This window comes from Polaromonas sp. P2_G11 (assembly GCF_056403595.1).
Genome location: NZ_JBFUFE010000006.1, coordinates 124,643 through 147,594 on the forward strand (window position 1 = coordinate 124,643; position 22,952 = coordinate 147,594).

Here is a 22,952-nt window from a genome sequence, read left to right on the forward strand (position 1 = left end):
GCAATGAGCACGATCACGGCCGTGGTGCTGGCCGCCTTTGTGGGTTATGGCGCTGCCTGGTACTTCGGCGTCGTGGACGGAAACTTTTCCCTGCTGCTGTTCCTGGCATCGGTGGTCACCGGGATTTACTGGCTGGCCGAGCGGTTTTACTTTTTGCCGCAGCGCTACCGCGCGGCGGCAGCATTCGAGGAAAGTGCTGCCAGGCGGCAGGCTGAGCTCGCCGGCAAAGGCATCAGCCAGGTCGACAACCATGTTGACGAAGCCAGAACCCGGCTCATCATGCAGCCCTGGTGGCTGGATTGGACCGCCGGCCTGTTCCCGGTGATCGTGGTGGTTTTCCTGTTGCGCTCCTTCCTGTTTGAGCCCTTCAAGATTCCTTCTGGCTCCATGATCCCCACCTTGCTCGTCAACGATCTGATCCTGGTCAATAAATTCCATTACGGCGTTCGCTTGCCGGTGCTCAATATCAAGGTACTGGACAACAACACCCCGCAGCGCGGTGATGTGATGGTGTTTCGCTATCCGCCAAAACCGAGCCTGGATTACATCAAACGGGTGGTGGGTGTGCCCGGGGATGAGGTGGCCTACCTGAACAAGAAGCTGACCATTAACGGCAAGCCTCTGGTCAAGACGCCTTTGCCCGACTTTTTTGACGAAGATATTTTGCGTTACGCCAAACAGTTCGAAGAGGTCAATGGGACAAAGAAATACCGCCTGCTGAATGACGACTCCCGGCGCGCCGGCCTCGATGAGCGGGAGGTCATGGACTTTCCTTTCAAGGAAAATTGCCGTTACAGTAGCGAGGGCGTTGTCTGCAAGGTGCCTGAGGGGCAGTATTTCATGATGGGCGATAACCGCGATAATTCGCTGGATTCCCGTTATTGGGGGTTTGTTCCCGATAAAAACATCGTCGGCAAGGCCTTTTTTGTCTGGATGAATTTCGGCAACCTCAAGCGTATCGGTTCTTTCGAGTAGCCGCTTTTTTGGCACACTTTGGTGTACCAGGGGCAATACGACAGGACTTCCTAGTCAGAGCAGGAGAAAAAATGAAACATCGTCAACGTGGCATTTCCTTTATTGGCCTTCTGTTTGTGGGCATTGTTCTTGTATGTGGCGGCATTTTGGCTGCCCAGGTTGCCCCGACGCTGATTGAATATCAGGCCATCCTCAAGGCCGCCGGAAAGGCGAGGGAAGGCAACACGGTGGCTGAGGCCAGAACTATCTTTGACAAGGCCGCCCAGATTGACGACATCAAGTCAATTACCGCCAAAGATATCGAAGTGACCAAAGAGGGTGACAAAACTGTGGTGTCTTTCGCCTATAACAAGGAAATCCACATGGCCGGCCCAGCTTATCTGCTGCTCAAGTACAACGGCCGTGCCAAGTAAGTGCGAGCGAGTGCTACCTCAAGTCCTGGTCTGCTGGCATTGCAAAAGCGCCTGCAGCATGATTTTTCCGACCCAAAGCTGCTCCAGCAGGCGCTGACGCACCGCAGCTTTTCGACCGACCATAACGAACGCATCGAGTTTCTGGGCGATTCCGTCCTGAACCTGGCTGTCGCGGGGCTGCTCTACGAGCAACTGAGCACCCTGCCTGAGGGCGACCTTTCACGTGTGCGGGCCAACCTTGTCAAGCAGGACACCCTGCACAAACTTGCTGTCGTGCTTGGCCTGCCGGACCTGGTACGGCTGGGTGAGGGTGAGGCAAAATCCGGCGGACAGAAGCGGCCCTCCATTCTCGCCGATGCGCTGGAGGCTGTGATAGGCGCCGTTTACCTGGACGCCGGTTTTGAGGCGGCCAACCTGCTGGTGCGCCGGCTGTTCAAAGATGTGGAAATCAACCCGCAGATGCAGGCCATCGGCAAAGATCCGAAAACCGAATTGCAGGAGTGGTTGCAGGGGCGCAAAATGAACCTGCCGATTTACCGCGTGGTGGGTACCATGGGTGCGGCCCACAAGCAGACCTTCGATGTGGAATGCGAGATCACCGAGTATGGCCGGGCCGAGCGCGGGATCGGCGGCTCCCGCCGGGCCGGCGAACAAGCCGCCGCCGCCGCCATGCTGATGTTTGTCAAGACACTGGATTCCTGACTCCGAGCCGGCAGCCGCCCGAAGGCCGCAGGCCAACACACCAAGATTATGAGTACAGGTAAAAAAGAACCGAAAAAACCGGTAGCTGCTGCGGCGACTCCCTCTGCAGTCGCGCCGAAAAAGCGTCAAGCCAAAGCCCCGCAAACCGTGCAGCCGCCCGATGCGCTGGAAGCCATGCTGGCGCAGGCCCTGTCTTCGCGCGGCGCGGCCGTGCCGGCCACTGCTGACACGCCGCCTGCCGGCGAGCAGCGCTGTGGCCTGATCGCCATCGTCGGCAAGCCCAATGTGGGTAAATCCACTTTGCTCAATGCGCTTGTGGGGCAAAAGATCAGCATCACCTCGCGCAAGGCCCAGACCACGCGCCACCGCATCACTGGCATGCGCACGGTCAAGGCAACGCAGTATGTCTTCGTGGACACGCCGGGCTTCCAGACCCGGCACGGCAACGCGCTGAACCGCTCGCTGAACCGCACCGTGGTCGGCGCCGTCAATGATGTGGACCTGATTGTCTTTGTGGTGGAAGCCGGTCAATTCAACCAGGCCGACGCCAAGGTTCTGGCTCTGCTGCCTGAAAAGACACCCGCGATTTTGCTGGCTAACAAGTTTGATTTGATTCACCGCCGCGCCGAGATCGCGCCCTGGCTCAAGGAAATGCAGGAGCGGCACAATTTCGCCGAGTTCGTGCCCATGTCGGCCAACAACGCCAAGGACATCGAGCGCCTGTTCGGCATTTGCGAAAAATACTTGCCGGTGCAGCCCTGGATGTACGGTGCCGACGAACTGACCGACCGTAGCGACCGCTTCATGGCCGCCGAAATCATCCGCGAAAAGCTGTTCCGCCTGACGGGCGACGAGCTTCCCTATACCTCCACCGTCATCATTGACCAGTACGAAGAGGAGGGCAATTTGCGAAAAATTGCCGCCACTATCGTGGTCGAGCGCGACGGCCACAAGGGCATGATCATTGGCGAGAAGGGCGAAAAGCTCAAACGCATCGGCACTGAAGCCCGGCATGAGCTCGAAACCCTCACTGGCGGCAAGGTGTTCCTGGAGATCTGGGTCAAGGTCCGTTCGGGCTGGGCGGACGACGAGGCAAGGGTCAAGACCTTCGGGTATGAATGAGGCCCCCACGGTCGCTCACTTCGTGTAGTTCCCTGCCCCCCGAGGGGGCCGCCCGCCTGCGGCCTGGCAAAGCCAGTTCCGCGGCTCATGCTGGCCTGCCTTCTTTAAACCGTTTGAATCCCTGAACATGGCGACCAAGCGCATAGGTGACGAGCCCGCCTACGTCCTGCATCGCTACGACTGGAGCGAGTCCAGCCTGATCCTGGAGGTGTTCACCCGCAAGTATGGGCGGGTGGCGTTGGTGGCGCGGGGAGCCAAAAAGCCCAGTTCCAGTTTCCGGCCGATCTTGCTGCCTTTGCAGCCGCTGCACATTGCCTTTGGTGGCGATGCCGAAATCCGTACCCTGAAAAGCGCTGAGTGGCAGGGAGGTCACGTTATGCCTACGGGGGATGCCTTGCTGTCGGGTTATTACCTCAACGAGCTGCTCATGCGCCTGATGGCGCGTGACGACCCGCATCCCGTGCTGTTTGACGCCTACGCCGCCACGGTGCAATTGATCGCCGCACAAAGTGCCGAAACCCTGCAGCTGGCGCTGCGCGCGTTTGAGCTGCGGCTGCTGCGCGACATCGGCCTTTTACCCCTGCTGGACGCCGAAACCGCCACGCTGGCGCCGCTCGATCCGGACACCCGCTATGTGCTGGTGCCAGAGGCGGGGCTCCGGCAAGCGCACGACGACGATCGCGTCAGCCTGCCCGGCGGGCAATGGCAGGCGCTGCAACAGGCGCTGGGTGACGAGGCGCTGTTCTCTGACACGGTACGGGCCTGTATCCCCGGTTTCAATGAGCTTAAAACCCAGTTGCGCGGGCTGCTGCACTACCATTGCGGCGTCAAGGTCCTGAAAACCCGGCAGATGATGATGGACCTGCAAGCTTTCTAACGAGCAACCGCCATGAAACTCCTTTCGCCCGTTCCCCTCGTGTCCCATGTGTATGACAAGACCGCACTGTCGGTCAACGTCAACAAGGTCGCCTTGCTGCGCAACTCCCGGCACCTGGACATTCCCAGCGTGCGGCGCGCCGCCGAGCTGTGCCTGGAGGCCGGCGCCCAAGGCATCACGGTGCACCCGCGGCCCGACGAGCGGCATATCCGCCGTGACGACGTCTTTGAACTCGCCGCGCTGATGAAGGACTGGCCAGACCGCGAATTCAACATCGAAGGCAACCCGCTCCAGAACCTGATGGGCTTTGTGCACGATCTGGCCGCCAGGGGCCTGCCGCTGCACCAGTGCACTTTTGTGCCCGACAGCGAGGACCAGTTCACCAGCGACCATGGCTGGAATTTCCCCGAAGACGCGGAGCGCCTGCAGCCCCTGATAGAACAGGTCCATGACCGCCGTGTGCGGGTCAGCCTTTTCATGGACCCGGTTCCCGAAGCCATGGCAGCAGCCAAGGCCGTGGGCGCCGACCGGGTGGAGTTTTATACCGAGACCTACGCGCGCGCTTGGCCCACCCCTGAAAAGGCCGAAGTCCTGGCGCGCTTTACCCGTGCGGGCCAGGCCGCCGCGGCAGCCGGCCTGGGCATCAACGCCGGCCACGACCTGAACTGCGACAACCTCACGGAGTTTGTGCGCGAAGTCCCCGGCGTGCTGGAGGTGTCGATAGGCCACGCTTTTGTTGCCGACGCGCTCGAGTTGGGTTACGCCGCGACCACCAGGCGTTACCTGCTTAGCATCACCCAGGCATTCGCCCCCGCATGAGTGGAGCCCCCACGGTCGCCCACTGCGTGTGGCTTCCTGCCCCCCGAGGGGGCCGCCCGCCTGCGGCCCGGCGAAGCCGGTTCCGCGGCTCATGCTGGCTTTTTGCGTGTCACTTTGCGGCGATTGGGTGCTAGATGATTTACGGTATTGGAACTGACATCTGCGACGTGCGCCGCATCCGCGCCAGCCTTGAGAGGCATGGCGAACGGTTTGCCCGCAGGATCCTGAGCGACGGTGAACTTGCCACCTGGAAACACCGCAGCGCGCGCTGGCCCGACCGCGGCGTCAGCTACCTTGCCACCCGGTTTTCAGCCAAAGAGGCTTTCAGCAAGGCGATCGGCACCGGCATGCGCATGCCCATGACCTGGCGCAGCTGCGAAATCGCCAAGGCGCCCAGCGGTAAACCCGAGATCGTGCTGCACGGCACGCTCAAGGCCTGGTTTGAAGCCCGCCAGCTCACTGCCCATGTGTCCGTCACCGACGAAACCGATTACGCCGCCAGTTTTGTGGTTGTAGAGAAAAATGGCCCCTAGCGCCCGTCAATATTGCGCTGGCAGCTATCAATTTAATAGTATTTAATTCCTGATTTCAATCCCATGACCCAGCACGCTCCCCTCATCATCGACATCGCCGGCCTCACGCTGACCAAGGCTGACCGCCGGCGCCTCAAGCACCCCTTGACCGGCGGGATCATCCTGTTTGGCCGCAACTGGCAAGACCGCCGGCAACTGAGCGCGCTCTGTGCTGAGATAAAGAGCATCCGGCCGGACTTGCTGATTTGCGTGGACCACGAAGGCGGCCGCGTGCAGCGCTTCAGGACGGATGGTTTTACCCACCTGCCGCCTATGCGCGCGCTGGGCTCGCTGTGGATGAAGGACCAGCTTGCGGCCACCAACGCCGCCACCGCCTGTGGCTACGTGCTGGGTGCCGAGTTGCGCGCTTGCGGCGTTGATTTCAGTTTCACGCCGGTGTTGGACCTCGATTGGGGTGAAAGCGGGGTCATCGGCGACCGCGCCTTTGGCCGCGACCCGCGCGTGGTCACGCTGCTGGCCAAAAGCCTGATGCACGGCCTGCTGCAGGCGGGTATGGCCAATTGCGGCAAGCACTTCCCCGGCCATGGTTTCGTCAAGGCCGACTCCCATACCGACATCCCGGTCGACAAACGCAGCCTGAAAGCCATCCTGGCCGACGACGCCGCGCCTTATGAGTGGCTGAACACCACGCTCACCAGCGTGATGCCGGCACATGTGATTTACCCCAAGGTGGACGCCAGGCCGGCAGGTTTTTCGGAAAAGTGGCTGACTTACATCCTGCGCGGCCAGCTGGGTTTTGGCGGCGCGATTTTCAGCGACGACCTGAGCATGGCCGGCGCACGCCTCATTGACGGCAAGGAAGTCAGCTACACCGAGGCTGCTGTCACGGCGCTGAACGCCGGCTGCGACATGGTCCTGCTGTGCAACCAGTCGGTGGGGGAGGGCAAACCGGTGGACGAACTGCTGGACGGCATGGCCGAGGCGCTGCTCAAGGGCCAGTGGGAAGCGCTGGAGTCCAGCGAGCTGCGCCGGCTGGACCTGCTGCCCGCCACCCCAGCCCACGAATGGGACGAACTGATGCTGCACCCGGCGTATATGCACGCGATGGGGCTGATTCCCTGAGATGCGTTTGCCGGAGATGCTATTAAATGAATAGCTGATGGCGCAAGACTGTATTGGGTTTCAGGCCTTTTCCTTGTAAATTTGACCGATTCGAAACCCGCACGGACGGCTGTGGCCACACCGCAGTGGGGTCAGGCTGAAGGCCACTCCAGCCGGCCCACCGCATCCATATGCGTCAGGTACACCCGCAGGTCAAATTCATACTGGTGGTAGCGCGGCTCCATATGGGTGCAGAGCTGGTAAAAAGCCTTGTCGTGCGCTTTTTCCTTGATGTGGGCCAGTTCGTGCACCGCAATCATCCGCAAAAACTCTTCCGGCACTTCCCTGAACAGCGTTGCCACCCGGATTTCACGCTTGGCTTTAAGTTTGCTGCCCTGGACCCTGGAAACAGTGGTGTGTGTGCCCAGCGCATGGGCAATCACGTGCAGCTTGCTGTCAAAAGCGACTTTGGAAAGCGGCTCCGAGCTGCGTAAAAACTCGCTTTTGAGTCCCATCACGTAGTCGTACAGGGCCTTGTCCGTCCGCACGCCATGGGCAAGGGGGTATTTGGCAAGCAGCACCTCACCCAGCCGGCCCTGCGCCAGCAGCTGCTGCACCTGGGTCTGCAGACTGTCGGGGTAGCCGAGAAGGTATTTCAATAGCACCCCCGTCCAGGCTCACTGCGTGTAGCCTGTTCCCCCCTCAAGGGGGCGGCGCCAGCGGTCTGGCAAAGCCAGTCCCGCGGCCCCTGCTGGTGTGGAATCGGGGATGGCGAAGTGCGCGATCGTGGGCTAAACCTCACGTCGCAGCGCGGGGAAGAGAATCACATCACGGATGCTGGGGCTGTCGGTCAGCAGCATCATCAGCCGGTCTATGCCGACGCCGCAGCCGCCGGTCGGCGGCATGCCGTACTCCAGCGCGCGGATGAAGTCGTGGTCATAAAACATGGCTTCGTCGTCACCACTGTCCTTGGCTGCTACCTGGGCGTTAAAGCGCGCGGCCTGCTCTTCAGCGTCATTAAGCTCACTGAAACCATTGCCGAATTCGCGGCCGGTGATGTAGAGCTCAAAGCGCTCTGTCACCTCCGGACGGCTGTCGTTGGCGCGTGCCAGCGGGGAGATTTCGGTCGGGTGCTCCATGATGAAGGTCGGCTGCCAGAGCTTTTCTTCCACCGTTTCCTCAAAATAAAGCACCTGCAGGCTGGCCAGCGAACGGGTCGAGAGGCGGTCTTTTTCTTCGCTCATGCCGAGCTTCTTGAGGGCGTTCGTCAGCCAGGCCGCATCGTCCACATGCTTGCCGGCCTCGGTGTGCTTGAGGATGGCTTCACGGATCGTCAGGCGTTCAAAGGGCTTGCTCAGATCAATTGGTCCCCCGAGCCGGCCGGTTCCATAGTTCAGCTCGAGCGACCCGCAAACTTTTTGTGCCACGTCACGGATCAGCGCTTCGGTAAACGTCATCAGGTCCGAGTAATTCCACCAGGCGGCGTAGAACTCCATCATGGTGAACTCGGGGTTGTGGCGGACGCTGATGCCTTCGTTGCGGTAGCTGCGGTTGATCTCAAAAACACGCTCGAAACCGCCGACGATGAGGCGCTTGAGGTAGAGCTCAGGCGCGATGCGCAAAAACATCTCCTGGTCCAGCGCGTTGTGGTGCGTCTTGAACGGCTTGGCATTGGCGCCGCCCGGGATGGGGTGCAGCATGGGGGTTTCGACTTCAAGGAAATCGTTTGCGACCATGAATTCACGGATGCTGCTGACCGCCTTGCTGCGCGCCATGAACCGTTTGCGCGCCTCCGCATCCATGATCAGGTCGACATAACGCTGGCGGTATTTGACTTCCTGGTCGGCCATGCCGTGGAATTTGTCGGGTAGGGGGCGCAGGCTTTTGGTGACCAGGCGCAGGCTGGTCGCATGGATCGAAAGTTCACCGGTCCGCGTCCGGAACACTGTGCCGGTCGCCTCGACGATGTCGCCCAGGTCCCAGTGCTTGAAGGCGCTGTGGACTTCCTCGCCGACGCCCTCATTGTTGATATAGAGCTGGATGCGGCCGCCGGTAGGGCCGAACGAAGCATCCTGCAGCGTCGCAAAGCTCGCCTTGCCCATCACGCGCTTGAGCATCATGCGGCCTGCGACATGAACCTTGATCGCCAGCGGCTCGAGTTCCTCGTTGGTCTTGTCGCTGTACTTTTCGAAAACCTCTGCCGCCCGGTGCGTCGGCTTGACGTCGTTGGGGAAGGCGACGCCCCGGCCTTCGGCCTGCCGTTGGCGCATGGCCTTGAGCTTTTCGCGGCGTTCGGCGATCAGCTGGTTCTCGTCTTGGGCAGGGGGCACGGTGTTGTTATCGGACATGGTCAGAAGGTGTGAAAACGATCGGGGGCGCTGCCAAAGCCGGTTTGCAGCTGTTGCGGACAAAGCGCCAAACCGTTGATTTTAGTTTTTTAAGTGGCTGGTTTCCCCATTCAGGGCCGGCTGCCCCTATTTAAGCCTTGATAATCCCGCCTATGTACCTGCGCGCCGGCGTTTTTTCCCTGGGTTTGCTCATGGCCAGCCGCCTGCTCGGCCTCCTGCGGGAATCGGCCCAGGCCGCTGCTTTTGGCGCCACCGGACTTGGCGATGCGGTGATTGTGATGTTCACCCTGCCGGACTTGCTGGTCGGCATATTGTTCAGCGGCGCCCTGGGTTACGTGTTGTTGCCGGAATGGGCGCGCCAAACGCCTGCGCAACAGGATGCCAGCCAGAAAAAAGTCGCACGGGCGCTGCTCGGCACTGGTCTTGTACTGGCTTTGCTGATCTGGTTACTTCGGGGTGCGCTGTCCCATGCGCTTGCACCTGGCCTGCGCGGCGAAATGGCCATCCTTGGCCGTGACTCGCTGGCCTGGAGCGCCGCCGTGCTGCCGCTGGCCATGCTGGCCGCGCTCTGGGTAACGCGATTGCAGCATGAACGGGATTTCGTAGGCATGTACAGCGGCAATCTTGTGGTCAACCTGCTGCTGGTTCTTGCGCTGTTCCTGGCGCCGCAAAACAGCGGAGATCGAACTGTCTTTATCCTGGGCTGCTTCCTTGTGCTGGCGATGGTCGCGCGCCTCGGCTGGCTGGCCTGGCGGCTTCCGCAGGCTGCGCCGACTGGTCCGGCGGCGATGGCTATGCCGGCCCCGCCTGCTGCGGGCATATGGATCTGGGCCGGCCTGTCTTCGGGCCTGCTGCTGCTGTTGCCCCTGATGGGGCGCAGCCTGGCGTCCCAGGCCGGGGAGGGGGCCCTCGCAGACTTTAATTACGCCTGGAAGCTGGTGGAGTTGCCGCTGGTGCTCGCGGTGCAGCTCGTGGCCAGTCTGGCTTTTCCGGCAATCACCCGCACCGAAGTAGGCTCTGCGGAACGCGACAGGGCTTTGCAAATTGCCTTTCTCCTGGCCTGGACCCTGGCTTGCGCAGCGATCGCCGTGGTGGGCAGCTTTTCGCTGCCGCTTGCCCAACTGCTGTTTGGCTGGGGCCGCATGGATGCCGGGCATCTGGAAGTTATTGCGCGCTGGGGGGCCATCGGTATCTGGTCACTGCTGCCACAGGCTTTGATCGCCGTATTGCTGACAGTCATGGCTGCATCGGGGCATATGCACCGCGCAGTCTGGGCTTATGTCGCCGGCCTGACTGCGCTCGCCGTTGCAGCTTGGTCCGGGCTTGCCGGAGGCGCGCTTGTGATGGGGGCGCTCAATGCCGTACTGGCGGGCATCACACTCGCCATGTTATTTACCGAGCGCGAGCAGCTTCACCGGGCGCTGCCGTGGCGTGCCATGCTTGCCCCGTTGGCCGCTTGCCTGCTTCTGGTCGTGGCCAGTCGCTGGTTTGGCCGCTGGAATTTTCTGCCCAGCGCGCTGGCAGCCAGCTTTTTTGCGGTAGTGGTGCTGGCCAGCGCGCTGCTGGCCAGCCCTTTGCTGCGCAGTTTTCTGGGCCGCCAGCCGTTGGCCGTGCCGCAGGCCGGCGGGCAATAATGGCTTATTCCTCTTTCGTTCCATGATTGACTTACTGACCATTACCAACCAGCCGGAGCTGGCGAAACGCTGTGACCGGATGCCGGCCATGCGGCTGTTTGTGGACCTTGAACGCAATGGCAAGGCCGAGCGCCAGGCCGGGCGCAACACTTTCATCAGTACGCACCAGATTGACGATGTGGGCCGTGTCAAGGCAGTTTTACGGCATTCGCGTCTCATGGTTCGCGTCAATCCATACCGGCTCGATCAGCCGGCTGCAGCCCGTGCGGAGGTCGATGCTGTGCTTGCGCAAGGGGCCGACCTGCTGATGCTTCCGATGTTTTCGACCGCGCAGGAATTGCGGAGCTTCTGCGAAATCGTCGATGGCCGTGTGCCGGTAGTGCCCCTGCTCGAAACCGTGGGTGCGCTCGAATCGCTCGAGCAATGGCTGGACACGCCGGGGCTTGGAGAGGTCTTCGTCGGCCTGAATGACCTGCACTTGGCGATGGGCTGCCGCTTCATGTTCGAGCCGTTGGCCCAGGGCCATGTTGACCGCGTAGCGGCAGCGGCAAGGCGGCGGGGTTTACCGATGGGCTTTGGCGGGATCGCCCGCGCAGACGAGGGCTCACTTCCCGGCCGCGATGTTATGGGTGAGCATTTGCGCCTGGGTTCGCAGGCGGTGATTCTTTCGCGGACTTTCAACAGACCCGATGCCGATATGCCGTTTGAGGCGGCCGTGGCTGAATTGCGGAAGTTTGAGGAAGCGCTGGCGCAGCGCACACCGGACCAGCAGGAGGCCGACCGGCTTCGTGTCGCTGCCGTCATTCTGCAGGTAGCAGAACAAGTGGGCAAAGCTGCATGAAGCGCCTGATGGACGTCGTGTTGTCGCTGCTGGCCCTGCTGTTTTTGTCGCCGGTATTGCTATTGGCGGCAATGGCTATTGCGCTGGAAAGCGGTCTGCCTGTCATCTTCAGCCAGACCCGGATGGGTCTGGGGGGCCGCGAGTTCCGGATGTTCAAATTTCGCAGCATGCAGCTGGATGCGGCTTCCGTGGGGTCGTATTTCACACAGGCCAATGACCCCCGGATCACGCGTGTCGGGCGCTTCATACGTCGCACCAGCATTGATGAGCTGCCGCAGATATTCAACGTCCTCAAAGGTGACATGAGCCTGGTGGGGCCGCGGCCGGATGTACCTGCTCAACAATTGCTGTACGCACCTGCGGATTGGGAAAAGCGCTGCAGCGTGCCGCCCGGCATCACCGGCCTGGCGCAGGTGATGCTGCGCTCGGAAGCCACGGCAGGTCAGCGGCTGGCGCTGGACCTGCAATATGCGAATACCGCGTCATGGTGGTTCGACCTGAAGATCATCTGGTGGACGCTGGCACGTCTGAGTGGAAGAGGAAGCAACTGAATGTGCGGCATTTTTGGATATTGGGACCGGGAATGTACGCCGGTGAGTGACGCGGCCCTCGACGTGATGGCGCAGAAGCTGCTGCACCGCGGCCCGGACGACGGTGGTATCTGGCACCGGCCCCAGCGCGGTGTGGCCATCGGCAACCGGCGCCTGTCGATCATCGACCTGGGTGGCGGCCACCAGCCTTTTGTCAGTGACGACGGTCAGGTCGCAGTGGTGCAGAACGGTGAAATCTTCAACTACATCGAGCTGGCTGCTGAACTGCGCGCGCAGGGTGTGCGGCTGGACACGCAGAGCGACACCGAGGTGATCCTGCGCCTGTATGAGCGCGAAGGCATCAGCTGCATCAGCAAGCTCAATGGCATGTTCGCGATCGCGATTGACGACGCGCGCCAGGATGCGCTTTACCTGGTTCGTGACCGCATTGGCGTCAAGCCGCTCTATATCTCCGACGATGGCCAGCGCATGCTGTTCGGTTCGGAAATCAAGGCAATATTGCCGCTAGCCCAATCACAACGTGCGCAACCAGCTATTGATTTGGTAGCAATCCATCATTACCTGAGCTTCAACTACATCCCCGTACCGTGGACGATTTACGAAGGCATCAAACACGTGATGCCCGGCACCTGGATGAAATTCACCCGGACGGGTGTTGAAACCCAACGCTGGTGGAGCCTGGCCGACCAGCGCGAACAAGACTACGGCTTTGAGGACTGGTCCGAAGAGTTCATGGCGATTCTCGACGACGCCACGCGCATTCGCCTGCGGGCCGATGTGCCCTGGGGCGCTTTCCTGTCGGGCGGGGTGGACTCGAGCAGTATCGTTGGCCTGATGGCCAGGCATGTCAACCGGCCTGTCAAGACTTTCTGCATCGGTTTTGAAGACCCTCGTTACGACGAGTCGGCTTTTGCACTGCAGGCCGCCCGGCGTTTTGGCTGTGACCACACACAGGAGACGGCCGAGCTGAACATGCTGTCACGCTGGCCGCAGGTGTTGCATCACCTTGACCAGCCGCACGGTGACGCTTCATTCATGCCGATGCTGCGCGTGAGCGAGCTGGCGGCAAAACACGTCAAGGTGGTGCTGACCGGTGACGGTGGCGACGAGCTGTTTGCCGGCTATGACAAATACGCGCAGTTCTTTGCCCGACCCGACGCGCAGACCCTGCCGACGCCTGATTTTCAGCGCCAGTATTTCGATTCGATTTCGTTGTTTTCACCCGCCGCCAAGGCGGCGTTGTATCAGCCGGTGGCGCGTGAAAACCTGTCCGGGCTCGACAGCTTTACGCAGGTTGCCCGGCCCCGGTTTGAGGAGGCCGGTCATTTCGACCGGGTCAACCAGGCGTTGTATCTGGATATGCAGTTACTGCTGTCCGGCAACAACCTGGTCAAGCCAGACCGCATGGGCATGGCGGTCAGCATCGAAGCGCGCACGCCTTTCCTTGATTACCGGATGATGGAGCTGGCCTTTCGCTCGCGCGGCACGACCAAGCTGTCAGCGCAGGGCGACAAAAAACACTGGTTCAAACAAGCCGTGGCACCGCTGATTGGCGATGAACTGGCGTTTCGTAAAAAGCAGATGTTTACCGTCCCTATCGGCGACTGGTTCCGCGGCGAGTCTTACGCCTGGTTGCGCCGGACCCTCCAGGACAGCCCGTTGATTGCTGAAACGATGCAATGGCCGGTGGTTGACGGCATGCTCGTACAGCACCGGGATGGCAGAAAAAACTATACACGTGAGTTACGGGCCCTTGCGGCGCTGGCGGTGTGGGAAGCCGGTGCCGGAACCATCGAGCCGGAATTTTCGGGAGGGAACCGGAGATGACAGACCAGTTGCCGCGCTGGCTTTTTGTTTCTTACGGGGGTGGGCATGTCAAGGCCTTATTGCCGGTGGCGCGGCGCGTGAAAGAGCTGGGTCTGGCCCGGCCGCTGTATCTGGCGTTGACAACGGCTGCGCCGGAGGTGGTGCGCAGCGGTATTGAAGCCATAGGCTTTCGCGATCTTCTCAGAGACACCGATCTGTGCGCACGCGCGCACGGAGAGAGGCTGGCCAGTGAACTTAAAGTCACTGCTGCCCAGCATGATGAATCTGTTGCTTACCTTGGCCTTTCCTATGCAGACCTCGAGGCGCGTTTGGGTGTCTCCGAGGCGGCCGTGCAGTATGGCCAATACGGCCGTCAGGCGTTTTTGCCTCTGGATGCGCTTGAGCGTGCCTTGAATATTTTCCAGCCCGAACTGGTCGTCGCCACCAATTCGCCGCGGGCCGAGCAAGCCGCCATCCAGGTGGCCCGAAAAATGGGCATCCCTGCTGTTTGTCTTGTCGATTTACTGGGCATTTGGGAGCAGGAAACACTGGTGCAGGCAGATTATGCGAATGCGCTGTGCGTGATCAACAGCAATGTGCAGCGGCGGCTGATAGTTGCCGGCCGCCGCGCCGCGGAGGTGCACGTCACCGGCAACCCGGCCTTTGACAGCATCAATACGCCCGAAGTCATGAATCGGGGCAAGGACTTGCGAACGGAAATGAACCATGACGGGTTGCACCTGTGTCTTTACGCGTCTTCACCGGAGCCGCCGCATATTCCGGGTATCTCCGGCAGCGGCGACGTGCAGTTTCCGCGCCAGATAGAAATTGCGCTGATAGAGGCGGTCATACGTAATCCGCAGTTGGCGCTATGGATCAGGCGCCACCCAAGCGAGCCTGCCGCAGTTCTGCCTGATATGGCGCAGGGCCGTATTCGGATATCGACGATGGAAATGCCCTTGCATGCTTGCCTGCATGCCAGTGATGAAGTGATTGTGAGCAACTCGACAGTGGGTGTTGAAGCGTCGCTGGCGGGCAAACCGGTGTTGCAGATTCGCGGCTCTATCCTCGATCATTTGGCACCGTACCTGGAAATGGGTATTGCGTACAAGGCGTTGCCCCATACACAGATCGCCGCCGAATATGTGCGACCGCTGCAAAGCCGGCTGGATGAGCAGCGTGCATGGCGGGCACAGTCGGCGACGCGGTTCGGTGCCGGTCAGGGCGATGCAGCAGGACGCGTCGCGGAGGTCCTGCGGGAGGTGGCTGCCAACCATGCCTGAAGCTGAAATCGTGCGGCGTTTGACGCCGGAACAAGCCATAGAGTGCCATGCTCGCATAGATGCCGAGTACCGTCCTGCCACCTTGCATCCGGCTTATGTGTTAGCTGACGCATTTCGGCAACCTGGGCTGGAGCCGCTTTTCCTGCTCTTTGAAATGCAGGGTGAAATGTGGCTGCATGGATTGCACCGCATGCGAATTGTGGGCACGGACTGGTGGGATGCCAGTTCTCCTTACGGCTATGGTGGCCCCACCGCCACGAGTTCGTCGCCGGAATTTTTGCGAGCAGCCTGGGCCGCTTATGCGCAATGGATGCGTGAACAACTGGTTGTTGTGGAATATCTGCGCTTTCATCCCATGAACGCCAATCAACGGGGCTATACCGGCACAGTTGTTCCCAATCGGCAGGTGGTTTGGACCGGCTTGCAAGGACATGCGGTGGCAGCTGACTATTCCCGGCGTATCCGTTACTCGGTCAGCAAAGCTGAAAAGGCCGCGCTGCTTTTCAGCGAGCAGCATCTTGGTGAAAACGTGCAGAAATTTGCAGTGTTTTACCGCACAGCAATGACGAGTATGGGTGCTGACGGCTTTTACCAGTTTGATGATGACTATTTTCGCCGCCTGGCGGCCGTTCCCGGTGCATTGGTGGCAAGCTGTAGCATGCCCGGGAGCAAGGAATGGCTCGCGGCCTGTATTGTGCTGGAGGGCGATGGCGTGTCGGAATACCACCTCGCTGCCAGCAATGCGGGCGGGCGGGCGCTCAATGCGGCGGCATGGCTGCTTGACAAGTGCATCGCGGCAGCGCAACAACGAGGCCAACGGGCGTTTTATTTCGGGGGGGGCACCGATGCCAAACCCGACAATTCGCTATTGTTCTTCAAGTCCGGATTTTCAGACCGACAGCTGCTCTATCAGACGGGCAACCAGATTTTCAATGCACCGGCGTATGCCGAACTTCAGAAGCTGTTTCCTGAAGCACGCTCGGAATACCCCGGTCGGCCAATTTTTTATCGCAAGGTTTAAGCTATGGGCGCAGATATGCTGTGGGATGAAGTTTTTCGGTCACGCCCCTGGGGTAAATATCCCGGCGAGGATGTGGTGCGCTTTGTCGCCAGAAATTTTTACGGCGCACCGGACCGTGCCTCGGTCCGCCTGCTGGAGGTGGGTTGCGGCACGGGCGCAAATCTCTGGTACATGGCACGCGAGGGATTCTGTGTGCACGGTATTGACGCCGCACCGACCGGCGTGCGCATTGCACGTGAGCGGCTGGATCTGGAATGCGCTGGCTGGCGCGAGCGCGGTGGGCGCGTCGATGTTGGAGGCATCATCCAGTTGGATTATCCGGACGGATATTTTGACGGCGTATTGGACGTGGTGGCCATTTGTTATAGCGGGGACGACGCTGCACGCGCCATTTATGCCGAACTTGCCCGTGTGACGCGACCCGGCGGACGGCTTTTTTCTCGTACCTTTGCTCAGGGTTGCTGGGGAGAAGGCAGCGGCAAACAGTACGCACACAACATGTGGGAATGCAGCGAAGGACCATTGAAGGGTTTGGGACCAACTCGGTTCACCTGCAGGCAAGATGTGCCCGGCTTGTTGTCGCCATGGCGGGTGGACCGCATTGGGGAAAGCAGCGCCGTGGATAACTCCGGTGACCCTGAAATCCGACATCTCTTGATTGAGGCGACACGCGTCGCAATTGCAGCATGACAGCACCCTGCAATATCATCACGATTTGCGCTCGCGGAGGCAGCAAGGGGCTGGTACGCAAAAACGTATTGCCTTTCGCGGGCAAGCCGCTCATCGCCCATACGATAGGCCAGGCCCTTGCCTGCAAGGGAGTAGCCGGCGTCTATGTATCCACTGACGACGATGAGATTGCCGAGGTTGCACTGCAATACGGAGCACTGGTGCCTTACCGCCGGCCTGCGGCGCTCGCCAGCGATACAGCTGCCAAGATTCCGGCGATTGAGCATTTGGTATGTCTGCTTGAGGGTCAGGGCCAGATTATCGGAAGTGTGATGGATCTACAGCCCACTTCGCCACTACGCACAGTTGACGATCTGAACGCTGCGCTGGCGCTGGGGAGCAATGAGGATCTGGTGGTGAGTGTGACGGAACCTTCCCACAGTCCTTATTACACTCTTGTAGAGCAAACGCCTGCCGGCCTGCTGCAGTTGAGCAAGCCAGCTACATTTGTGCGCAGGCAGGACGCACCTACAGTATGGGGACTGAACGGTTCCATCTATGTCTGGAGCCGAGCCGCACTTCGCAAGGCATCGGCGGAAGGCTTCTGGAGTGTGCAGGCCAGACCTTATGCCATGCCGCGCAGTCGTTCTGTAGACATAGATAACCAAGAAGACTTTGAATGGGCAGAATGGCTGTTTCTCCGGCAATATGAGCAGGAAAGGTAACGACGTGACTGGAAAACGGGTTTTTATCATCGCCGAAGGCGGTGTCAATCACAACGGCAGTTTAGCCATGGCCAAGCAACTGGCGGATGCGGCCTTGGCTGCGGGGGCGGATGCGGTGAAGTTCCAGACTTTCCGGGCTGAGGAAGTAGTCACCCCCATGGCGGAGACAGCTCACTATCAGCGCAGCAATACCGGAGAGGCCAACCAGTTCGAAATGATCAAGAAATTGGAGCTTGATGAGGACGCGCACCACGAGTTGTCGGCATATTGCCGCCACATAGGCATTGAATTTTTTTCTACGCCGTTTTCCGAGGAAGCGGTTGCATTGTTAACGCGGCTTGATGTGAGGCGCATCAAGCTTCCTTCGGGCGAGATTACCAACAAGTCATTGCTTGAATGTGCCGCGGCGACTGGTTTGCCGCTATTGCTGTCTTCGGGCATGTCGACGATGGCTGAAGTGCAAACCGCCATTCACTGGATTTCTGCCGCGCGGCAGGCGAGGGGGCTTTCTGAGGCAGGATCTGACAACCTGACGTTGTTGCATTGCACTTCAGCCTATCCCGCGCCTGCCGATTCACTCAATCTCTTGGCGATGCAGGCCATGAGCCGCGAATGCGGCTTGCCGACGGGGTACTCTGATCATAGCGAAGGGATTGAGGCGGCGCTGGCCGCCACTGCGCTCGGTGCCTGCGTGATTGAAAAGCATCTGACGCTTGATACGACGCTGCCCGGGCCTGATCATCTCGCTTCCGCAGACCCAGCGACTTTTACAGCGATGGTTCGGGGTATCAGAATGGTCGAAACGATGCGGGGTGACGGCCTCAAGCGTCCCCAGCTTATAGAGCACAACACCCGCGATGTAGCACGGCGTAGCGTAGTGCTTAGCCGTGATGTCCCAGGGGGAACGGTGTTGACGCCAGACGATTTATGCCTGCGCCGGCCCGGGACCGGTATTGCGCCAGCACAACAAGTCAACGTTTTGGGGTGTCGCCTTACTCAAGACATGCCTGCATATACCCTCCTTGCGCCATACATGCTGGAAGGCTGGAAGTAATGCCTGAACGCCGCATTCTCTACGTGACTGGCACTCGGGCGGACTTTGGCTTGATGGCCTCCACGCTGCATCGGATTGCGGTGCACCCCGGTTTGACTCTGCAGATCGCTGTCACAGGAATGCACCTCAGGCCCGAGTGCGGCATGACTGTCACGGAGATAGAGGCTTCTGGCCTTTCCATCGTGGCGCGCATACCCACAGACGTTGGGTTGCGCACCGCTGCTGCTATGTCAAGCGGCATCGGACAGGCCATCATTGGACTGACGCGTGTCCTTGAAGAGGAAAAACCGGATTTGCTGCTGGTCATTGGTGATCGCGGTGAAATGCTGGCCGGTGCCATTGCGGCTCTGCACTTGGGAGTGCCAATTGTTCACCTGCACGGTGGCGAGCGGTCTGGTACTGTTGACGAACCTGTGAGGCATGCGCTGACAAAACTTTCCCACTGGCATTTTGTGGCGACAGAAGAGTCACGGGAGCGTGTCATTCGCATGGGTGAAAAGCCCGAACATGTTTGGGTCACGGGTGCTCCCAGCCTGGACGATCTCCAACTTCTGTACGACTTCTCCCGCGCCACAGTTGCTGTTGAGCTGGGTTTGTCGGCCGAAGCGCATTATGCGCTGGTGCTGTTTCATCCGGTAGTGCAGGAGTCACAGGGTACATATGAACAGACGACTGCATTGCTATCTGCCATTCGCCAGACATTGCCTGAAAAAGGCATCGAGGTAATCTGGCTTGATCCCAATGCCGATGCCGGCTCTGCAGAAATTTTGCGTGCCGTTGAGGCCTTGGACATACGGCGTTTTGCACACTTGCCACGTTCACTGTACCTTGCGGCCTTGAGAAATGCAGACGTTCTTATTGGAAATTCGTCATCGGGCGTTATCGAAGCCGCTAGCTTTGGTACGCCGGTTGTCAATATTGGCAACCGGCAACGCGCCAGACAACGCAATGTGAACACCATTGATTCCACCAACGACAGCGACTCCATAGCGAAAGCGATTCGATCTGGACTTGATCATGGTCGATTTCCTCCCGGAAATTTTTATGGTGACGGCCAAGCAGGTGCCCGCATCGTTCATCTTCTCGCTACCCAGAGCATTGCGCCAGATATCCTGGACAAGGTCAATACTTATTAACGCCTCCATACATTGGGTTTGATCATGCACACTGCGCGATTTGAAGACCTTTGCGTGTCCGGTGACCTGCCCTGGATGCAGGCATTGACGACGATGGACAGCACCGCGCAGGGTATTCTCCTGGCGGTCGATACGCGAGGTGTGTTGGTTCGGACGGTGACTGATGGCGATTTGCGTCGCGCTGTGATCGATAAAGCATCTCCCGACGCAGCCCTGACGACGTTGCCTTCACGGCCACCAGTGACCGCCGATGAGTCTTCTTCTCTGGTTGATATCAAGAAACTGATGGATGTCCACGGCATTGCACATGTGCCAATCGTCGACACGGCCGGCCGACCCATTGATATCGTTTTCAGTCGTGAGCTGGCACAACGTGTCTGGTTGTCGTCCCCGCATCTTGGTGAAGAGGAAACGGTATTCGTTGAAGATGCCTTCAAGACCAACTGGATTGCACCGTTGGGCCCTCACGTCGATGGGTTTGAACGCGAACTGGCCGAGCATGTCGGGGTTGCGCACGCCGCAGCGGTCAGTTCAGGAACTGCCGCCATTCACCTGGGCTTGGTCCTGCTGGGCGTCAAACCGGGAGATACCGTATTTTGCTCCTCACTGACCTTTGTCGGCAGTTGCAACCCCATCCTTTATTGCGGAGCAAAGCCGGTATTCATTGATTCCGAACCCCAGTCCTGGAACATGTCGCCCGCAGCGCTGGAACGCGCTTTTGAGTGGGCCAAGCGCGAGAGCCGGCTGCCTGCATGCGTTGTGCTGGTCAACCTCTACGGGCAAAGTGCTGACATGGACGCGCTGCTGCCAATCTGTGAGCGGTATGGTGTTCCAGTGCTTGAAGATGCCGCCGAATCGCTTGGCGCACATTACAAGGGTAAAAGCAGCGGAGCCTTTGGCCGGGTGGCTGTCTATTCCTTCAACGGCAACAAGATCATCACCACTTCGGGAGGCGGAATGTTGGTGGCTGATGATTCCGACCTTATCGCAAGAGCGCGAAAACTCTCGACACAGGCACGGGAGCCCGCTCCCCACTACGAGCACACAGAAGTCGGATTTAACTATCGCATGAGCAATGTTCTGGCCGGAATTGGGCGAGGGCAGCTGCGGGTGCTGGAGCAGCGCGTTTCGCAGCGCCGGCGCGTGTTTGAGCGGTATGTGGAGGCAATGGCAGATTTTCAGGAAATGCAGTGGATGCCGGAGCCGGAAGGCTGTCACTCCACCCGATGGTTGACATGTTTCACATTGAACGGGCCAGATGCTGCAGGGAGGAGCCGCGATGTGATGAAGGCGCTTGAGCGGCACTTGATTGAGGCGAGGCCGGTCTGGAAACCCATGCACTTGCAGCCACTCTTTGAAGGTGCTCCTTATTTTTCGCATGAGTCCGGTGTTGATATCTCTGCGGACCTTTTTCGAACGGGTATCTGTTTGCCCTCGGGTTCAAATCTTGATGCGGCTCAGCAAGACCGCGTGATTGATCATTTACGGCATGTCCTGCTCATGACGGAGGGCCGTCGTGCGCTTGCGTAAAGAGACTGTTTCGCTGTGGACTGCAGATCTCTTGCTGGTTTGTCTAGGGTGGTGGGCAGCATTTTGGCTGCGGTTTAATTTTGATATTCCTGAGGAGTTTGAAGCACTCGCCCTACAGAGCATGCCATGGGCGTTGGCTGGGTCTGCGGCCGGACTGGTCATTGCACGCGTTGACCGCCAAATCTGGAAGTACATTGGCCTGCCCGAGCTGCGGCAACTGGTATGGGGGGTGTTTCTCGGTGGACTGTTGGCTGCCGCAGCTGTGCTGATGATCCGGTATCCAAATTTTCCGCGATCTGTCCTCCTGCTGCATCCACTCGTTGCATTGATATTGCTTGGCGGAGCTCGCGCTGCCTGGCGGACATTTGTTGAGCACGGTAGCCCGTCGGACGAATCCCGGGCCTTGTTGATTGTCGGATCGCTTCATGATGCTGCCGATGCCCTGCGTGCAATCAAGGGATCCAGGCAATGGCATTGTGTGGGTATTGCTTCATCCGTTGAGTCCGAGCAAGGGCGTTATCTTCATCAAATACCGGTATTGGGACTTCCGGCTGCAATTGCCGACATGGCTGCGTCTACGGGTGCATCAACTGCGCTCATTGCCAGTCCGCCGGGCTCTCGGGAGCGTCGCGAGGTCCTCATGCAGTCCAGTCCGCCCGGACTGACGTTGCTAACCATGCCGAGGCCGGATGAATGGTTGCAGTCCGAGAGTGCAAGTCCGAGGAAAATCGAACTGGAAGATTTGCTGGGCAGGCAGGCGGTGGAACTGGACACGCAGGGACTGGCGGAGCTTTTTTCGGGTCAAACCGTGTTTGTATCGGGTGCTGGCGGGTCTATAGGGTCGGAACTTTGCCGGCAGATTGCGCGATTGGGTGTCGCCCGGCTGGTTTGTGTGGACGCCTCCGAGATTGCCATTTACAAGCTGGAGCAGGAACTGCGGGAAGCGCATCCGCAGATGCAAGGTCTCTATTACACGGCCAATGTCAGGGAGCATGCCCGCTTGCAGGCCATCGCAATGCAGTACAAGCCCTCGGTGTTTTTTCATGCGGCAGCGTACAAGCATGTCCCATTGATGGAGTTGAATAACGAAATCGAAGCGGTCCGAACCAATATTCTCGGAACCATTCACGCCGCTAAAGTGGCCGGTGCATGCGGTGCCCAGAAGTTCGTCTTGATCTCCACTGACAAGGCAGTGAATCCCACCAATATCATGGGAGCCACCAAACGCATGACGGAACTCGTGGTGCAGAGCATTGCACGCGAGTACACCGACACCCAGTTTGTGTCGGTTCGGTTCGGAAATGTTCTGGGCTCAAGCGGCTCTGTGGTTCCGCTGTTCACTGAGCAAATTGCGCGTGGTGGCCCGATCACTGTGACGCACCCCGACATCGTGCGCTATTTCATGACGATTCCGGAGGCCGCCAAATTAGTACTGCAGGCCGGGCTTATGGGACGCAGTGGCCAGATTTACGTGCTCGATATGGGTGAGCCTGTAAAAATTGTGGATCTGGCCCGGATGATGATTCGTCTTTCGGGTAAATCCGAACACGACATTTCGATCACTTTTACCGGTTTGCGTCCCGGCGAAAAACTATTTGAAGAATTGATGGCTGATGACGAAACCACGGAGCCCACTCCCCATCCCAAACTCCGTGTGGCCAAATCGTCGGGCGATCAGGCCGTTGCCATCGACGATGTAACAGCCTGGATATCCGCTGTTGGTGCCGCACCGTCCGGCGAAACCGTGAAGGCTTGGTTAACCAGTCATGTTCCGGAGTACAAATCCCGGATCTGATTTCGCTGGTTCCTTGT

22 protein-coding genes are annotated in these 22,952 nt (G+C 59.4%); 20 read left to right on the top strand and 2 right to left on the bottom strand.

Annotated elements, in window-relative coordinates; all coding sequences use genetic code 11:
* The first annotated feature begins 3 nt into the window (after positions 1–3).
* The 8 genes from lepB (at position 4) to nagZ (ending at position 6,563) form a co-directional block, all read left to right on the top strand.
* The gene (gene lepB / locus AC1DWQ_RS20665; protein ID WP_457279377.1) at positions 4–975 is read left to right on the top strand and encodes a signal peptidase I; all 972 of its coding nucleotides are present in this window, start codon (positions 4–6) and stop codon (positions 973–975) included.
* Between the two features lie 71 nt (positions 976–1,046).
* Positions 1,047–1,388 (top strand): DUF4845 domain-containing protein, encoded by a 342-nt coding sequence (locus AC1DWQ_RS20670; RefSeq protein WP_457279376.1) that lies wholly within the window; start codon positions 1,047–1,049, stop codon positions 1,386–1,388.
* Complete coding sequence (gene rnc / locus AC1DWQ_RS20675; protein WP_477671323.1) at positions 1,389–2,090, top strand: ribonuclease III; 702 nt, start codon at positions 1,389–1,391, stop codon at positions 2,088–2,090. It begins immediately after the preceding gene.
* A gap of 174 nt (positions 2,091–2,264) precedes the next feature.
* On the top strand, positions 2,265–3,212 hold the full coding sequence (gene era, locus AC1DWQ_RS20680; protein ID WP_477671614.1) for a GTPase Era: 948 nt from the start codon (positions 2,265–2,267) through the stop codon (positions 3,210–3,212).
* A 127-nt stretch (positions 3,213–3,339) separates the two neighbouring features.
* Positions 3,340–4,089, top strand: coding sequence for a DNA repair protein RecO (gene recO / locus AC1DWQ_RS20685; protein ID WP_457279374.1), 750 nt, complete (start codon positions 3,340–3,342; stop codon positions 4,087–4,089).
* Positions 4,090–4,101: 12 nt separating this feature from the next.
* Positions 4,102–4,908 (top strand): pyridoxine 5'-phosphate synthase, encoded by an 807-nt coding sequence (locus tag AC1DWQ_RS20690; protein ID WP_477671324.1) that lies wholly within the window; start codon positions 4,102–4,104, stop codon positions 4,906–4,908.
* A gap of 134 nt (positions 4,909–5,042) precedes the next feature.
* The gene (acpS, locus tag AC1DWQ_RS20695; RefSeq protein ID WP_477671325.1) at positions 5,043–5,441 is read left to right on the top strand and encodes a holo-ACP synthase; all 399 of its coding nucleotides are present in this window, start codon (positions 5,043–5,045) and stop codon (positions 5,439–5,441) included.
* 63 nt (positions 5,442–5,504) lie between these two features.
* Positions 5,505–6,563 carry a beta-N-acetylhexosaminidase gene (gene nagZ / locus AC1DWQ_RS20700; protein ID WP_477671326.1) on the top strand — a complete coding sequence of 353 codons (1,059 nt, stop codon included), beginning with the start codon at positions 5,505–5,507 and terminating at the stop codon, positions 6,561–6,563.
* Between the two features lie 131 nt (positions 6,564–6,694).
* Here the strand turns inward: nagZ and AC1DWQ_RS20705 are convergent, their stop codons facing one another.
* Both AC1DWQ_RS20705 and lysS read right to left on the bottom strand, forming a co-directional pair.
* Positions 6,695–7,201, bottom strand: coding sequence for a YgjP-like metallopeptidase domain-containing protein (locus AC1DWQ_RS20705; RefSeq protein WP_477671327.1), 507 nt, complete (start codon positions 7,199–7,201; stop codon positions 6,695–6,697).
* Between the two features lie 132 nt (positions 7,202–7,333).
* Positions 7,334–8,890 carry a lysine--tRNA ligase gene (gene lysS / locus AC1DWQ_RS20710; protein ID WP_477671328.1) on the bottom strand — a complete coding sequence of 519 codons (1,557 nt, stop codon included), beginning with the start codon at positions 8,888–8,890 and terminating at the stop codon, positions 7,334–7,336.
* Positions 8,891–9,042: 152 nt separating this feature from the next.
* Here lysS and AC1DWQ_RS20715 point away from each other — a divergent pair, with 152 nt between their 5' ends.
* The 12 genes from AC1DWQ_RS20715 to AC1DWQ_RS20770 are packed head-to-tail and all read left to right on the top strand — an operon-like array spanning position 9,043 to position 22,935.
* Positions 9,043–10,524, top strand: coding sequence for a lipid II flippase MurJ (locus AC1DWQ_RS20715; protein WP_477671329.1), 1,482 nt, complete (start codon positions 9,043–9,045; stop codon positions 10,522–10,524).
* Between the two features lie 22 nt (positions 10,525–10,546).
* The gene (locus AC1DWQ_RS20720) at positions 10,547–11,365 is read left to right on the top strand and encodes an aldolase/citrate lyase family protein (protein WP_477671330.1); all 819 of its coding nucleotides are present in this window, start codon (positions 10,547–10,549) and stop codon (positions 11,363–11,365) included.
* Positions 11,362–11,916, top strand: a complete 555-nt coding sequence (locus AC1DWQ_RS20725) for a sugar transferase (protein ID WP_477671331.1) — start codon at positions 11,362–11,364, stop codon at positions 11,914–11,916. The genes AC1DWQ_RS20720 and AC1DWQ_RS20725 overlap by 4 nt, the downstream gene beginning before the upstream one ends.
* On the top strand, positions 11,917–13,743 hold the full coding sequence (asnB, locus tag AC1DWQ_RS20730) for an asparagine synthase (glutamine-hydrolyzing) (protein ID WP_477671332.1): 1,827 nt from the start codon (positions 11,917–11,919) through the stop codon (positions 13,741–13,743).
* Positions 13,740–15,005, top strand: coding sequence for a capsular polysaccharide export protein, LipB/KpsS family (locus AC1DWQ_RS20735; protein ID WP_477671333.1), 1,266 nt, complete (start codon positions 13,740–13,742; stop codon positions 15,003–15,005). The genes asnB and AC1DWQ_RS20735 overlap by 4 nt, the downstream gene beginning before the upstream one ends.
* Complete coding sequence (locus tag AC1DWQ_RS20740) at positions 14,998–16,026, top strand: GNAT family N-acetyltransferase (protein ID WP_477671334.1); 1,029 nt, start codon at positions 14,998–15,000, stop codon at positions 16,024–16,026. The genes AC1DWQ_RS20735 and AC1DWQ_RS20740 overlap by 8 nt, the downstream gene beginning before the upstream one ends.
* Positions 16,027–16,029: 3 nt before the next feature.
* Positions 16,030–16,716, top strand: coding sequence for a class I SAM-dependent methyltransferase (locus tag AC1DWQ_RS20745; RefSeq protein WP_477671335.1), 687 nt, complete (start codon positions 16,030–16,032; stop codon positions 16,714–16,716).
* Complete coding sequence (locus AC1DWQ_RS20750) at positions 16,713–17,420, top strand: acylneuraminate cytidylyltransferase family protein (RefSeq protein ID WP_477671336.1); 708 nt, start codon at positions 16,713–16,715, stop codon at positions 17,418–17,420. Before AC1DWQ_RS20745 ends, AC1DWQ_RS20750 begins: the two co-directional genes overlap by 4 nt.
* Before the next feature lie 4 nt (positions 17,421–17,424).
* Entirely contained in the window at positions 17,425–18,474 is a 1,050-nt protein-coding gene (gene neuB / locus AC1DWQ_RS20755) for an N-acetylneuraminate synthase (protein WP_477671337.1), read from the top strand.
* Positions 18,474–19,610: a UDP-N-acetylglucosamine 2-epimerase gene (neuC, locus tag AC1DWQ_RS20760; protein ID WP_477671338.1), complete on the top strand. Its 1,137-nt coding sequence runs from the start codon at positions 18,474–18,476 to the stop codon at positions 19,608–19,610. Before neuB ends, neuC begins: the two co-directional genes overlap by 1 nt.
* A 54-nt stretch (positions 19,611–19,664) precedes the next feature.
* Positions 19,665–21,140 (top strand): DegT/DnrJ/EryC1/StrS family aminotransferase, encoded by a 1,476-nt coding sequence (locus tag AC1DWQ_RS20765; protein WP_477671339.1) that lies wholly within the window; start codon positions 19,665–19,667, stop codon positions 21,138–21,140.
* Positions 21,127–22,935, top strand: coding sequence for a polysaccharide biosynthesis protein (locus tag AC1DWQ_RS20770; RefSeq protein WP_477671340.1), 1,809 nt, complete (start codon positions 21,127–21,129; stop codon positions 22,933–22,935). The genes AC1DWQ_RS20765 and AC1DWQ_RS20770 overlap by 14 nt, the downstream gene beginning before the upstream one ends.
* The last annotated feature ends 17 nt before the right edge of the window (positions 22,936–22,952 follow it).